Raw genomic sequence first — 13,848 nt, forward strand, 5'->3', positions numbered from 1 at the left:
TCGCCATCCCGCGCGGCTACCCCGGCCACGCTTCGCAACACGAATGATCGAGACATGGTGAGCGGACGCAGGGTTCACGGCCGGCGATGCCGTGAATCGCGTGTCGCGCGCATCGCATTGTTCGAGAACGTTCGAAACGAGGCTCTATTCGTCGTCTTCGATCAGGGTGATCTGGGGCGGCAATGGCAGGCTGATCGTGCAGTGCAGACCGCTCGGCTCGAAGGCCAGCTCCGTCTTCGCCTTCAGCTCGTAGCGCAGGCTGCGTTCGAGCACTTCCATCCCGAAGCCGCGATGGGGGGGCGCGGGCGGAAGGGCATCAAGCCCGTGCTCGGTCCAGACGTGGGTCAGTTGCGGGCGGGAGCCGGGTTGATCCGTCGGCGCGGTCACGTTCCAGCTCACCTGGATACGGCCATGCGGCACCGTCAGGGCGCCGTGCTCGACGGCGTTCACGGCCAATTCGTGGATCGCCATGGCGAACACTTCCGCCGCACCCGGCCGGAGCCGCAGGCTCGGCCCCTCGATCGAGACCTGCTCGCCCTCGCGGGCGAGATGGGCCAGCAACTCGTCGGCCACGAGGGAATGCAGGCCGATGCCTTCGGGCACGCTGCGCATCAGGGCATTGAGGACGCGGGCGACCGCATCGAGCCGCCCGTCGAGATGGGCAGCGTAAGTCTCGACGGAATCGCTCGTCTCCGCGGAGCGGCGGATGATCGCCCGCAGCATGGCGAGCGTATTGCGCACTTGATGCCGCTGTTCGGCGGTCAAGCCCTTTTCGTCAAGGAAGCGGCGCAAGCGCCGGTTCTCGGCCTCGAGCTCTTCGACACGTGCGTCCCGCGGATCCTGGTTCATGGCTTAGCCGTTTGCTGACCTCAATAGGATGAACCGGCTAGCGGCCGCTTATCAATCGTCGCCTATTACCGATGGATCCCGCTCGTAGTGCAGATAGGATGGATCGAATAGTGAGGCCGCCTGCAGGGCAGGCAAATCCGGGATCGTCAGCTGACGCCCGCGCAGGCGAATAAGTCCCGAGGCCCGCAACTCCTTGAGAGTGCGGTTGATGTGAACTGTCGATAGCCCCATTGCATCGCCGAGATCGGCCTGGGTGATCGGAAACTCGCAACTTGTCTCGTTCGTCATGCCCACGGCCCGCAGGCGCAGGAAAAGTTCACAGAACAGGTGCCCTAAACGCTCCGTTGCCAGCCGCTGACCGAGACTGACGGTCCATTCGCGCTGCACGGCCGCCGTTACGAGCATTTCCCACCACAGAGCCTCGCCGATGCGCGGATATTGATGCACGACCTCCCGGATCGCCGTCTCGGACACCTCGGCGATAACGACCGGCGTCAGCGTTCCGAGCAAATGATCCATCTTGCGCAGCACGAAGACGTGCGGATCGCACAGATCCCCCGGCAGGAAGATCGAGATCACCTGGCGCCGGCCGTCCTCGAGTTGCTTGTAGCGGCAGGCCCAGCCTTCGAGGATGACGTTGACATGGCGCGGCCGGTCGCCGTCGCGGATGACGTCCTCACGCGCGCCGAGTCTTCGCGTCGGCTGAGTGATGCGTTCCAAAGCCTGCCTCTCTTCCGCAGAAAGGCGAACGAAGTTTTCCAGCTTGCGAACGAGCGGGTTGGGCACTGGGCTTCCTTGACCGAAACGATGCAACCTAACGCCCGGATCACTCACTCGAATTCACGCAGGTTATTTTGGCAAACGCAAGTGTAGGTGTATGAACAGGAATGAGTTCCGGCAGCGAGAATATCGCATCTGAGACCACTCACGGCAGCCGTCCCACTGGCTGCCCCGCAATTCAGCTCAAAATTTTATGATCTTTTGAGGCACGCAAAACGCGAGGTGCTTTCTCTTTCGCTCGGCGCACAACTTTACCCGCTTGCCGACACTCCTGCCGTTTTTAGGCCGGCCTTTTGAATTGGACGTCAACTGGTCCTGTTGCAAAGCATCGCCATCCAGAAGCGCGCATTGCCGGTGGATGCCAAGGCGGCCCACGGACCGAAACAGCATGGTTCGATTGGCTGATGGGATGGGAGCGTCAGAAACCGTACGGATCTCAGCGAAGTCCAAACATGTGACCGCGAGCGGTTCGCTCCAGCGAAATCGAATGTCGGATCAGTTTGGTGGGGGAAGTAGGACTCGAACCTACGAAGCTTACGCAGCGGATTTACAGTCCGCCCCCTTTGCCGCTCGGGACATTCCCCCAAACCGGGTGCGCCGCGTTTCTCCGCGGCCGGCGAGGGCCCTTATGGTGAGGGCGCGGCCGGGTGTCAACTGATCCGTTGGCTTCGCCGTCTATCCACAGGGGGCGAGGTCACAGACGCGGATCTGCGCCCGCTCTGCTCCCCGCCAACGATCGCAGGACAGGGTGCCGGCGATGTGAAACGTGCGGCCGATGCCGCCGAGCAAAGCCACACCGAGCGGGCCCTGCGCCGCGCGGAAGGCGATGCCGCCGATGGATTGGCCGTCGCCGCTCACGAGCCGGGTGCGGACATGGCCGTTGCCGACGATGCCGGCATCGGCGATCCGGTGGCGTGGCAGCGCCATGACGGGCTCGGGCGCTCCCTGCCCGAACGGGCCGGCGCGCTGAATCAGCCGCACCAATTCGGCCGTCGCGCCCCCGGCGCTGACAGTGCCGTCGATCAACAGCGCCTCGGCCGCGCGCGCCCGGCCGACCGACTCGCTCAAGTCGCGCGCGAGGCTGGCCTCGAAGGCAGCGAGGCCTCCGGGGCCAAGGGTGACGCCCGCGGCCATGGCATGGCCGCCGCCCTTCACCGCAAGACCGGCCTCGACCGCGGCGCGCACGGCAGAGCCGAGATCGGCGCCGACGACGGAGCGGCCGGAGCCGACGGCGCTGCCATCCGGCTTGAGGGCGAAAGCGAAGGCCGGGCGGCCGAAGCGCTCCTTGAGGCGGGCGGCGATCAGCCCGACGATGCCGGGATGCCACTCGTCCGAGGCGGTCATCAGAACGGAACGCTCGGGATCGCGGGCGAGGAGAGCGTCCATCTCCGCCTCCGCCTCGGCCACCGCCTGCGCCTCGATAGCCTGCCGCTCCCGGTTGAGCCGGTCGAGTTCCTCGGCGATCCGGCGCGCCTCCATCGGATCGGCCGTTGTCAGGAGCCGGGCGCCGAGACCGGCATCGCCGATCCGCCCGCCGGCATTGATGCGAGGCCCGACGAGGAAGCCGAGATGCCACGCCTCCGGCGGCTCGCTGAGGCTGGCCGCATCGAGGAGGGCTGCGAGGCCCGGCCGTCCGCGCCCGCGCATCACCGCGAGCCCCTGCACGACGAAGGCACGGTTGAGGCCGACGAGCGGCACCACGTCGGCAACGGTGGCCAGGGCCACGAGGTCGAGGAAATCGGTCAGGCGCGGCTCGGCGCTGCCGGGGAAACCCCCTTCCTCCCGCAGCCGCCGGGCGAGCGCGACGAGAGTCATGAAGACGACGCCCGCCGCGCAGAGATGGCCGAGGCCGGACAGGTCGTCGAGCCGGTTCGGGTTGACCAGGGCGCGGGTCGGAGGCAGCGCTTCCGGTGCGCCGTGATGATCGAGCACGATCACGTCGAGGCCGAGCGCGGCGGCGGCGGCCAGCGGTTCATGCCCGGCGGTGCCGCAATCGACGCAGACGAGCAGTCCGGCCCCTTCCTCGCGCAGAGCCGTGACCGCGCCGACATTCGGGCCGTAGCCCTCGGTGATCCGGTCCGGGATATGGATGCGCACCGGCACACCGAGAGCCCGGAGGTATTCGGCGAGGAGCGCCGCGCTCGCCGCTCCATCGACGTCATAATCGCCGAAGATCGCCACCTGCTCCCGCCTCCGCACGGCATGGACGAGGCGGTCGACCGCCGCTTCCATGTCCACCAGCGCAGAGGGGTCCGGCATCAGCTCGCGCAGACGGGGTGAGAGATAGGCCTCGGCCTCCGCCGGGCGCACACCGCGCCCGACGAGGACGCGCGAGAGCAGATCGGGCAGGCCATAGGCCTGCGTCATCGTCACCGCGAGCGCCTGGAGACCGGGATCGCCGCAGCGTTCGCGCCAGGGCCGCCCGAGCACGGACGAGGCGACGTCGAGAAAGGGACGCGGCGCGTCGGGGGGGGAAGCGAATGGCAAGACGGCGGACATGGCAGCGGACACGGGGCCAGCATAGCCGCTTCGGCGCACGAAGACTGCGCCCCGCAAACGACAGCGGGGCGGACGATTGCTCGCCCGCCCCGCTCTCATGGGCTTCGTTCATACGCCGCGTGGGCTTGCCGATACTGATCCCGCTCTGATCGAGCGGGCCCGTATCAGAGATTCTTGAGGATCGAGTCCACGACCTTCTTGGCGTCTCCGAACAGCATCATCGTGTTGTCGCGGAAGAACACCTCGTTCTCGACGCCGGCATAGCCGGAGCCCATGCCGCGCTTGATGAACAGCACGGTCTTGGCCTTCTCAACGTCGAGGATCGGCATGCCGTAGATCGGCGAGGCCTTGTCGGTCTTGGCGGCCGGGTTGGTGACGTCGTTGGCGCCGATCACGAAGGCCACGTCGGCCTGCGGGAACTCGCCGTTGATGTCCTCCAACTCGAACACCTCGTCGTAGGGCACGTTGGCTTCCGCGAGCAGCACGTTCATGTGGCCCGGCATGCGGCCTGCCACCGGATGGATGGCGTACTTCACGTCGACGCCTTCCTTCTTCAGCAGGTCGGCCATCTCACGAAGGCTGTGCTGAGCCTGGGCGACCGCCATGCCGTAGCCCGGCACGATGATGACCTTCTCGGCGTTCTTCATGATGTAGGCCGCGTCGTCGGCCGAGCCCTGCTTCACGGGGCGCGTCTCGACCTGGCCGCTGCCGGCGGCGGCGGTGTCGCCGCCGAAGCCGCCGAGGATCACCGAGATGAACGAGCGGTTCATCGCGTGGCACATGATGTAGGACAGGATCGCACCCGACGAGCCGACCAGCGAGCCGGTGATGATGAGCGCGAGATTGCCCAGGGTGAAGCCGATGCCGGCCGCCGCCCAGCCCGAGTAGGAGTTGAGCATCGAGACGACCACCGGCATGTCGGCGCCGCCGATCGGGATGATGATCAGGCCGCCGAGCACCAGCGACACGACCACGATCAGCCAGAAGGCCACCTTCGACTCGGTGCCGATGAAGATGCCGATGAGCAGCACCAGACCGATCGCCATGGCGAGGTTGATGGCGTGCCGGGCCGGCAGCATGATCGGCTTCCCGGACATGCGCCCGTCGAGCTTGGCGAAGGCGATGACCGAGCCGGTGAAGGTGATCGCGCCGATGGCGACACCGAGACCCATCTCGAACAGCGACTGCTTGTGGAAGTGGCCGCTCTCGATGATGCCGAAGGCCTGCGGAGCGTAGAGGGCGCCCGCCGCCACCGCGACCGCCGCGAGGCCGACCAGCGAGTGGAAGGCCGCGACGAGTTGCGGCATCGCCGTCATGGGAACGCGCTTGGCGATCACCGCACCGGCGCCGCCGCCGATGGCGAGGCCGAGCAGAACGAGCACCCAGGCGCTGAGCCCGGCCGGCGGATGGCCGATGAGCGTGGTGAGGATGGCGAGCGCCATGCCCACCATGCCGTAGAGGTTGCCCTGACGAGCGGTCGTCGGGTGCGAGAGCCCCCGCAGCGCCATGATGAACAGGACGCCGGAGACGATGTAGAGAAGGGATGAGACGTTTTCCGACATCGCCTCAGGCCTTCTTCTTGTACATGCCGAGCATGCGCTGGGTGACGAGGAAGCCGCCGAAGATGTTCACGGAGGCGAGAACGATACCGATGAAGCCGAAGAAGCGGGCCCAGCCGGTGCCCTTCTCGATCAGCGGCACGCCGACGGCGAGCAGCGCGCCGACGATGATGACGGAGGAGATCGCGTTGGTGACGGACATGAGCGGCGTGTGCAGCGCAGGCGTCACCGACCAGACGACGTAGTAGCCGACGAAGATCGCGAGCACGAAGATCGCGAGGCGGAACACGGTCGGATCGACCGCGCCATGGGTGGCCGCAGCGACACCGTGGCCGAGCGCGTCGGCGATCGATTGCGCGTGGGCGGCGTTCTGCTGAGCGATGTCGGCCGCGGCGCGCGCGGCGGCCGCAGCGGCCTGGGCCTGATCTGCAGGCGAGACGGGCGGAAGGGTTGGCATGATGAGATCCTCCGCGACCGATCAGGCTTTGGGCTGAAAGTTGGGGTGGACCACCTGACCGTCGCGGGTGAGGTTGGTGGCCTTGACGAGCTCGTCGTCCCAATTGACGGCGAGGCCCTTCGTCTCCTTGTCGATCAGCGTCTCGATGAAGGCGTAGAGGTTGCGGGCGTAGAGGCTCGAAGCGGTGGCCGCGAGCCGGCCCGGCACGTTGACGTGGCCGACGATCTTCACCCCGTTGCCGACGGTGACGATCTCACCGGCCTTGGCGCCGGCGACGTTGCCGCCGCGCTCCACCGCGAGGTCGACCAAGACCGAACCCGGCTTCATCGAGGCGACCATCTCCTCGGAGACGAGCTTCGGCGCCGGCCGGCCCGGAATCAGCGCCGTGGTGATGACGATGTCCTGCTTGGCGATGTGGCCGCGGACGAGGTCCGCCTGCTTCTTCTGGTACTCGGCCGACATCTCCTTGGCGTAACCGCCGGACGTCTCGGCCTGCTTGAACTCGTCGTCCTCGACGGCGACGAACTTGGCGCCCAGGGACTCGACCTGCTCCTTGGTGGCGGGACGCACGTCGGTGGCGGTCACCACCGCGCCCATGCGCCGGGCGGTGGCGATGGCCTGGAGGCCGGCGACGCCGACACCCATGATGAAGATGCGGGCGGCCGGAACGGTGCCGGCGGCGGTCATCATCATCGGCAGGGAGCGGCCGTACTCGGCGGCGCCGTCGACGACGGCTCTGTAGCCAGCAAGGTTGGCCTGGGAGGAGAGGACGTCCATCACCTGGGCGCGGGTGATGCGGGGCATCAGCTCCATGGCGAAGGCGGAGATCCCGGCCTCGGCCATCGCCTGCAATTCGGCCTCGTGACCGTAGGGATCCATGATCGCGACGACCGCCGCGCCCTTCTGGATCTTAGTGAGCTCATCCGCGTTGGGACGGCGGACCTTGAGGACGAGGTCGGCGCCGGAGAGCGCCTCTTCGGCGCTGCCGACGATCTTGGCGCCGGCCGCTTCGTACTCGGCATCGGGCACGCCGGCCTTCGTGCCGGCTCCCGCCTGGACTGCCACGTCACTGCCTAAGCCGACGAATTTCTTGACCGTTTCGGGGACGGCCGCGACCCGTGGTTCTATCGGGTCCGTCTCCGTTAAGACGGCAATACGCATCAGTTGCTCCCGTTCTTACAGCCGCCTTTCGGCGCGCCGGTATCCGAGCCTTCTTGGAAGTTCAGATCTGGAAAAGGTCGGCCGGGATGGCCGACCTGCAAAATTCAATCCATCAGCCGAAGGCGAGGATCAGAAGCAGGGCCGCGAACACGAAAGCCTGAGCCTTCCAGCCGATGGCGGGCACGAACGCGCCCACCGCCGCCGCCGCCCAGGAGACGAGCACGCCGACAATGGCGGTGATCCAGGCCTCGCGCAGTCCGCCGATGGCCAGAGCCACCACCCAGCACAGAACCGTGACGGTGCCGATCTCGACGAAGCGGACGAAGCCCCGGTAGGTCTGCTCGTGGGTCTTCTCGTCCATCGCCGGGCTGTAATTCAGGCCGGTGAGGGTCTTCGTGTCCGCCATAGCGCGCGCCCGTTCCCTAGTGTCGTTTTGATTGTCACGCGCGGATTTAGCGCAAGGTCTGCCCGCTCGCAATCAGCTTGACGGTTGGGACGATACGTCGTGAGCCGGCTTTTGTCATTCCGGCAGGGGAAGACCGACCGCGGACAGCGCGGCTCCCTGACGCTCGGTCAGGGTTTCGAGGGAGAAGCGCTCGATCTCCGCCTCGAACAGACGATGGTAATTCAGCTCAGAGCGCAGGTGCAGGAAGACGGCGCCGAGGCCCACCGCCGCCCGGTCCATGAACACGAATTCCTGGGGGACCGTGACCGGCCCCCGTTCCTTGAGGGCCTGATGCACCGAGAAGGCCTCGCGCCGGCCATAGGCGCCGGGATCGATTCCATCGGCGACGGTGCGGGTGCGATCCTCCAGCAGCGGGCCGTAGATGAAGCGCGCCCAGATATTGAGGATATCGATCGTCTCGCGATCAAGTTTCTTGAATCCCCACACCTCGTAGGCGTGGACAACGCGGTCACGGTCGTCCTCCAGCAGGCCACGATAGAGATCGACCACGCCGCCGACGAAGCGCGGATGGAAGATGCGCACGCAGCCGTAATCGAGGAGGTTGATGCCCTGCGCCTCACCGCCTTCCGAGAACACCGTGTAATTGCCCAGATGCGGGTCTCCGTGGATCACCGCGGCGCGGCTGAAGGGATGCCACCATGCCCGGAACATCGCCTGCGCGATCCGGTTGCGAACCTCGATCGGGCTGTCAGCGAAGTTCAGGATCTTCTCGCCGTCGAGCCAGCCGAGGGTCAGCAGGCGCCGCGTCGAGAGATCGGGATAGACCGTCGGCACGCGCACCGAGTCGATGTCCTTCAACACGTCGCCGTAGAGCGAGGCGTGCTTGGCCTCGCGGCCGTAATCGAGTTCCTCGCGCACCCGCGCGCCGATCTCCTTGGCGATCTCCGAGGTATCGAGCCAGGAATTCATCCGGCGATGGAATGCGAAGGCGACCTGAAGCTGCTTGAGGTCCGCCTCCACCGCCGACTGCATGTCGGGATACTGGAGCTTGCAGGCGAGCGGCGTTCCGTCGAGCGATTCGGCGCGGTGAACCTGCCCCAGGGACGCAGCGGCGGCCGGCTTGAGATCGAAGCTGCGGAATTTGTTCTGCCAGTCGGCTCCGAGTTCGGCCATCATCCGCCGCTTGACGAAGGCCGCCCCCATCGGCGGCGCATCGGCCTGCAGCTTCTGCAGCTCGGCGGCGTATTCGGGCGGCAGCAGGTCCGGCACGGTGGCGAGCAGCTGCGCCACCTTCATGATCGGCCCCTTCAGGCCCCCTAGCGCCTGGGCCAGGGCGGCGGCGTTCGAGGGGGCCGCCCCGTCCTTGCCGCCGAAGAGGCGCGCCGCCGCCATCCGGGCGGCTACCCCTCCGACATTGGCGCCGACGCTGGCATAGCGGCTCGCGCGGGCAGTGAAGCGGTTGGCTTCGCGATCGGTCTCGGCCATGGCCTCGGGTCAACTCTTCCGTGGACTCGGCCGGAGATAGGCGGCAACACCCCCGACGCCCAGGGCGCTGGGACGGCGCGCCGCGGTTCTCACGCCTTCGGCCAGTTGTCACGGGGCCAGAGAGGCAGACCCGATTCACGGATCTCGCCGGCGGCGAGACCGAGAACGATCGCTCTCGTTTCAGGCTGGATCGGATGCGCAAGGACAGATTCGAGCGCCTGTCTTCTCTCAGGCCTGGAGGTCTCCGAAGCAGGCAAGTTGCTTCTCGTGAGCGGTTCTGACCCCGTCCGTCGTCAGCCAAAGAGGCTCGTTCATTTTGCGAGCGTTCGCAGAGTATCCAGGTACTCATCCATGATCTCGTCCACGACCGACTTCGCTCGGTCGAACTCCGGATCGTAAGGACTTATTCGGACACCCCCATCCGGCCATTCGGAAACATGCAGCCACGGCTCTGCTGAAGATCGAGGCGCAACGAAAGGTCCTTCGGAAGAATGACGCCCGTCGAATTGTCGATCTTCTTGACTTCACGCTTCATGGCACCGCTCCGCGTTGTACAAAAAGGACAACGCGGAGCGGGGATAGCCGTTACTCCTCCATCGCCTCCAGCTCGGCGATCATGTCCTCGATCATGCCGAGGCCGATCTGCCAGAAGCCGGGGTCGCTGGCGTCGAGGCCGAAGGGCTTGAGCAATTCGCCGTAGGGCTTCGAGCCACCGGCCGAGAGCAGAGCGAAATAGCGCTCGACGAAACCGGGCTCGGCCCGGGCATAGACGCCGTAGAGCGAGTTCACGAGGCAATCGCCGAAGGCGTAGGCGTAAACGTAGAAGGGTGAGTGGATGAAGTGGGGAATGTAGGCCCAGAACGGCTCGTAGCCCTTGTCAAGGGCGATGGCCGGGCCGAGGCTCTCCGACTGCACTGACATCCAGAGTTCGTTGATCTGCTCGGCCGTCAGTTCCCCCTTGGCCCGGGCGAGATGGACCTTCCGCTCGAACGAGTAGAAGGCGATCTGGCGCACGACCGTGTTGATCATGTCCTCGACCTTGGCCGCCAGCATCGCCCGGCGCTGGACCGGATCGGTGGTCCCTGCCAGCAGCCGGCGGAAGGTCAGCATCTCGCCGAATACGCTGGCGGTCTCGGCAAGGGTGAGCGGAGTCGGCGCCATCAGCGCGCCGTTCCCGGCAGCGAGCACCTGATGCACACCGTGGCCCAGCTCATGGGCCAGGGTCATCACGTCCCGCGGCTTGCCCTGGTAGTTCACCAGCACATAGGGGTGGGCCGAGGGCACGGTCGGGTGCGCGAAGGCGCCGGGGGCTTTGCCGGGCCGGGTCGGCGCGTCGATCCAGTTGCCGTCGAAGAACTTTTTGGCGATGCCGGCCATGTCGGGCGAGAACGACGCGTAGGCGTCGAGCACGGTGTCGCGGGCCTGCGTCCAGGGGATCGTGCGCTGCTCGACCTTCGGCAGGGGCGCGTTGCGGTCCCAGTAGGGCAGCGTCTCGACGCCGAACCACTTCGCCTTCAGCCGGTAATAGCGGTGCGACAGGCGCGGATAGGCCTCGCGCACGGCATCGACCAGAGCGGCCACCACCTCCGGCTCGACCCGGTTCGAGAGGTGGCGGGCATCCGCCACGTCCTTGAAACCGCGCCAGCGGTCGGAGATCTCCTTGTCCTTGGCCAGGGTGTTGGTGATGAGCGTGAAGATGCGCAAATTCGCCCGCAGGGTCTCGCCCAGCGCCAGCGCCGCCTCCTGGCGCACCGCCCCGTCCGGATCCTGAAGCTTGTTGAGGGTCGGCTCCAGAGTCAGGCGCTCGCCCTGGACGGTGAAGCGGAGCGAGGCGATGGTCTCGTTGAACAGCCGGTCCCAGGCGGCGCTCGACGTCACCGACTTGTCGAGGAACAGCTTCTCCGTGCGATCGTCGAGCTGGTAGGGCTTCTCGCGGCGCAGATCCTCGATCCAGGGCCGGTAGCGGGCGAGCGGCCCGTCGCTCATCGCCCGGTCGAGCAGGGCATCCTCGACGCGGTTCAGCTCGAGGCCGAAGAACAGAAGGTCGCCCGAGGCCGTGGTCAGCCGCTCGCGGGTGTCGCCGTAGAATTTGGCGCGCGTCTCGTCCGTGGTGTCGCCGGAATAGACGAGGCCGGCATAGGACATCAGCCGGCCCATCAGATCCTCGATCCGCTCGAAGGCCTCCACCGCCTCGCCGAGGGCGACCGAGGCGTCCGGCCCGGCGGCGATCTCGGCGATGCGCCCGGCATAGCGCCCGGCGAAAGCCCGGCTCTCGGTCTCGGCCCTGGCGAGGTCGTCGCGGAAGGCCGCCGAATCCATGCCGGGATAGAGGTCGGTGAGATCCCACTCGGGCAGTACGCCGAGATCGGCCGCCTGAACCGCGTTGCGCACGGCGGCAAGCTCATCGGCGCCCCTCGCGACGTCCGCGGAGAGGGCGGGAAAAACGGCTCGGCTCGACATGATGTGCGGTGTCCTCGACGCTTCGGGCCGCGGGTTCGGTGGTGAGGGCAACCCGCGCGGCCACGGTCAGATATCGAGCGTCCGGCCTCACGATCAACCGAGCGTCACAATCCCGTGTGCCGAAATCCGCGTACGGAACGGGCACAATGTCGTTTGAAAGGCGGTGTCGGCGAAATCTCGCCGCGTCGTTAAGCAGCGCTTTACGCTCTTGGGCGACCCTGTGCTTCGAAACGAAACAGCCGCCGCCATGCGCCTCCCCTGCCACCGCCAGGGGCGCCATCGGCTTGCGGCCGAGCCGAACGAAAGCGAGGCGCCCCGCATGTCGATCACCGTTCTCATCATCGACGACGATCCCGTGCAGCGCCGGCTCGCCGAAGCGATGGTGCGCCGCCTCGGCTTCGAGGCGAAGATCGCGGAGAACGGTCAGGACGGGCTCACCCTCCTGCGCTCGGGCGAAGCCATCAACGTGGTGCTGCTCGATCTCGTGATGCCCGGCGGCATGGACGGGCTCGCGGTGCTGGCGGAGATGCGCAAGGGCGGCATCGACACGCCGGTCATCGTCCAGACCTCGAACGGCTCGATCGACGCGGTGGTGAACGCCATGCGCGCCGGCGCGGTGGATTTCGTGGTCAAGCCGGCCGGCGCCGAGCGCCTGCAGGTCTCGATCAAGAACGCCCTGCGGGTCGATCAGCTGGAGGAGGAGGTGCGCCGCATGCGCCGCCGCGCCTCCGGCGCCCTCGGCTTCAAGGATCTCGCCTCGAAGAGCCCGGACATGGACCGGGTTATCCGTCTCGCCGAGCGGTCGGCGAAATCGAACATCCCCGTGCTGATCGAGGGTGAGTCCGGCGTCGGCAAGGAGGTTCTGGCCCGGGCCATCCAGGGCTCCGGCGACCGGCGCGGCAAGCCGTTCGTCACCGTGAATTGCGGGGCGATCCCCGACAACCTCGTCGAATCCACCCTGTTCGGCCACGAGAAGGGGGCGTTCACCGGCGCCACCGAGCGGCATGTCGGCAAGTTCGTCGAGGCCTCCGGCGGAACCCTCTTCCTCGACGAGATCGGCGAACTGCCCCTCGACGCCCAGGTGAAGCTCCTGCGGGCATTGCAGGAGGGCGAGGTCGATCCGGTGGGCGGCAAGCGCTCCGTCCGCGTCGATATCCGCCTGATCTCGGCAACCAACCGCTCGCTGCTCGACCTCGTGAAACAGGGGAAGTTCCGCGAGGATCTCTATTACCGCCTCAACGTCTTCCCGATGACCCTGCCGCCCCTGCGGGCGCGCCGCGAGGACATCCCGGATCTGGTGCGCTCGTTCTGCGCCCGCTTCGCGGCGGAGGAAGGCAAGCGTCTGCGCGGCATCACCGCCGAGGCGATGGCGCTGCTCTCACGCTATCCCTGGCCCGGCAATGTCCGCCAGCTGGAGAACGCGCTGTTCCGCGCCGTGGTGCTCGCCGACGGCGACGAGCTGACGGTGGCGGAATTCCCGCAGATCGCCGCGCAGGTCGAGGGTTTCGACGTGCGCATCCCGCCTCTGCCGGCGCAGGCGGCCCTGCCGGCGGGCGGCCTGGAACCGGTGCGGGAGATCGTCCGCGTCGAGGTGCGCGATCCGCATGCCATGTCCCTCGTCGTCGAGGACACGGGTGACATGAAGACGATGGAGGCCATCGAGGCGGAGGTGATCCGTTTCGCCCTGCAATTCTACCGCGGCCGGATGTCCGAGGTGTCCCGCCGCCTCGGAATCGGCCGATCCACTCTCTATCGCAAGCTCAAGGAACTCGGCCTCGACGAGGGAGAGCGCTCCGAGGACGCGGCCTGAGCCGGGAACGGCGGACCGGTCGCGGCCGTTCGCCTTGACGGTTCACCTTGGCCATTTGCCGCGGTCGTGTGGTTGCGCACGGTCGTGCTTGCGTCGATGATCTTTAAGCAAGGGTGCGGCATGCTCGGCCGTATCGAGGGAGTTGCCGCCATGCGCGCTGAATCGGGAGCCGGAGGAGGCATCGTGCGGACCCTGTCCGTCGCGCTGGCGGCTCTTCTCGCCTTCAGCCCAGCGTCGTCCCTCCGGGCCGAGGAAGCTGCCGGACCGGTGATCCGCAAGGCCGCGGTCGACGCGACCGAACCGCCGGCGACCTCCCCGGACACCAAGGCGGAGACGGCTGCCGCCACCCCGGAAGCCACCCCCGAGACACCGGCCTCCGCTC

General features: G+C 67.0%; 11 protein-coding genes, 1 tRNA gene and 1 pseudogene. 2 read left to right on the forward strand and 11 right to left on the reverse strand.

What is annotated here, in order from left to right; genetic code table 11:
- Positions 1-144: 144 nt before the first annotated feature.
- The 11 genes from MZTS_RS02920 to MZTS_RS02970 all read right to left on the reverse strand — a co-directional run bounded on the left by MZTS_RS02920 (position 145) and on the right by MZTS_RS02970 (position 11,656).
- Positions 145-849 carry an HWE histidine kinase domain-containing protein gene (locus MZTS_RS02920; protein ID WP_192281364.1) on the reverse strand — a complete coding sequence of 235 codons (705 nt, stop codon included), beginning with the start codon at positions 847-849 and terminating at the stop codon, positions 145-147.
- Positions 850-900: 51 nt separating this feature from the next.
- Positions 901-1,635 carry a helix-turn-helix domain-containing protein gene (locus MZTS_RS02925; protein ID WP_192281366.1) on the reverse strand — a complete coding sequence of 245 codons (735 nt, stop codon included), beginning with the start codon at positions 1,633-1,635 and terminating at the stop codon, positions 901-903.
- A 495-nt stretch (positions 1,636-2,130) separates the two neighbouring features.
- A tRNA-Tyr gene (locus MZTS_RS02930) sits at positions 2,131-2,214 on the reverse strand.
- Positions 2,215-2,304: 90 nt separating this feature from the next.
- The gene (gene recJ, locus MZTS_RS02935) at positions 2,305-4,128 is read right to left on the reverse strand and encodes a single-stranded-DNA-specific exonuclease RecJ (RefSeq protein ID WP_192281368.1); all 1,824 of its coding nucleotides are present in this window, start codon (positions 4,126-4,128) and stop codon (positions 2,305-2,307) included.
- A 164-nt stretch (positions 4,129-4,292) separates the two neighbouring features.
- Positions 4,293-5,690, reverse strand: a complete 1,398-nt coding sequence (locus MZTS_RS02940; RefSeq protein WP_192281370.1) for an NAD(P)(+) transhydrogenase (Re/Si-specific) subunit beta — start codon at positions 5,688-5,690, stop codon at positions 4,293-4,295.
- A 4-nt stretch (positions 5,691-5,694) separates the two neighbouring features.
- Positions 5,695-6,144: a proton-translocating transhydrogenase family protein gene (locus MZTS_RS02945; RefSeq protein ID WP_009866286.1), complete on the reverse strand. Its 450-nt coding sequence runs from the start codon at positions 6,142-6,144 to the stop codon at positions 5,695-5,697.
- Positions 6,145-6,165: 21 nt separating this feature from the next.
- On the reverse strand, positions 6,166-7,305 hold the full coding sequence (locus MZTS_RS02950; protein WP_192281372.1) for a Re/Si-specific NAD(P)(+) transhydrogenase subunit alpha: 1,140 nt from the start codon (positions 7,303-7,305) through the stop codon (positions 6,166-6,168).
- Positions 7,306-7,417: 112 nt separating this feature from the next.
- The gene (locus tag MZTS_RS02955; RefSeq protein WP_192281374.1) at positions 7,418-7,711 is read right to left on the reverse strand and encodes an aa3-type cytochrome c oxidase subunit IV; all 294 of its coding nucleotides are present in this window, start codon (positions 7,709-7,711) and stop codon (positions 7,418-7,420) included.
- 114 nt (positions 7,712-7,825) lie between these two features.
- A complete protein-coding gene (locus MZTS_RS02960; protein ID WP_192281376.1) occupies positions 7,826-9,196 on the reverse strand; it encodes an ABC1 kinase family protein in 1,371 nt (456 codons plus the stop codon).
- Between the two features lie 403 nt (positions 9,197-9,599).
- Positions 9,600-9,731, reverse strand: a complete 132-nt coding sequence (locus MZTS_RS25445; RefSeq protein WP_281397003.1) for a hypothetical protein — start codon at positions 9,729-9,731, stop codon at positions 9,600-9,602.
- Positions 9,732-9,781: 50 nt separating this feature from the next.
- Complete coding sequence (locus MZTS_RS02970; protein ID WP_192281378.1) at positions 9,782-11,656, reverse strand: M3 family oligoendopeptidase; 1,875 nt, start codon at positions 11,654-11,656, stop codon at positions 9,782-9,784.
- Positions 11,657-11,975: 319 nt separating this feature from the next.
- On the opposite strand from MZTS_RS02970, the gene MZTS_RS02975 reads away from it, so the two are divergent.
- Together MZTS_RS02975 and MZTS_RS02980 are read left to right on the forward strand one after the other, a co-directional pair.
- On the forward strand, positions 11,976-13,466 hold the full coding sequence (locus tag MZTS_RS02975) for a sigma-54-dependent transcriptional regulator (RefSeq protein ID WP_192281381.1): 1,491 nt from the start codon (positions 11,976-11,978) through the stop codon (positions 13,464-13,466).
- 183 nt (positions 13,467-13,649) lie between these two features.
- Positions 13,650-13,848: pseudogene (locus MZTS_RS02980) on the forward strand (hypothetical protein); the annotation flags it as partial.

Origin of the sequence: Methylorubrum zatmanii (assembly GCF_014845115.1) — a bacterium.
Taxonomy (GTDB): domain Bacteria; phylum Pseudomonadota; class Alphaproteobacteria; order Rhizobiales; family Beijerinckiaceae; genus Methylobacterium; species Methylobacterium zatmanii.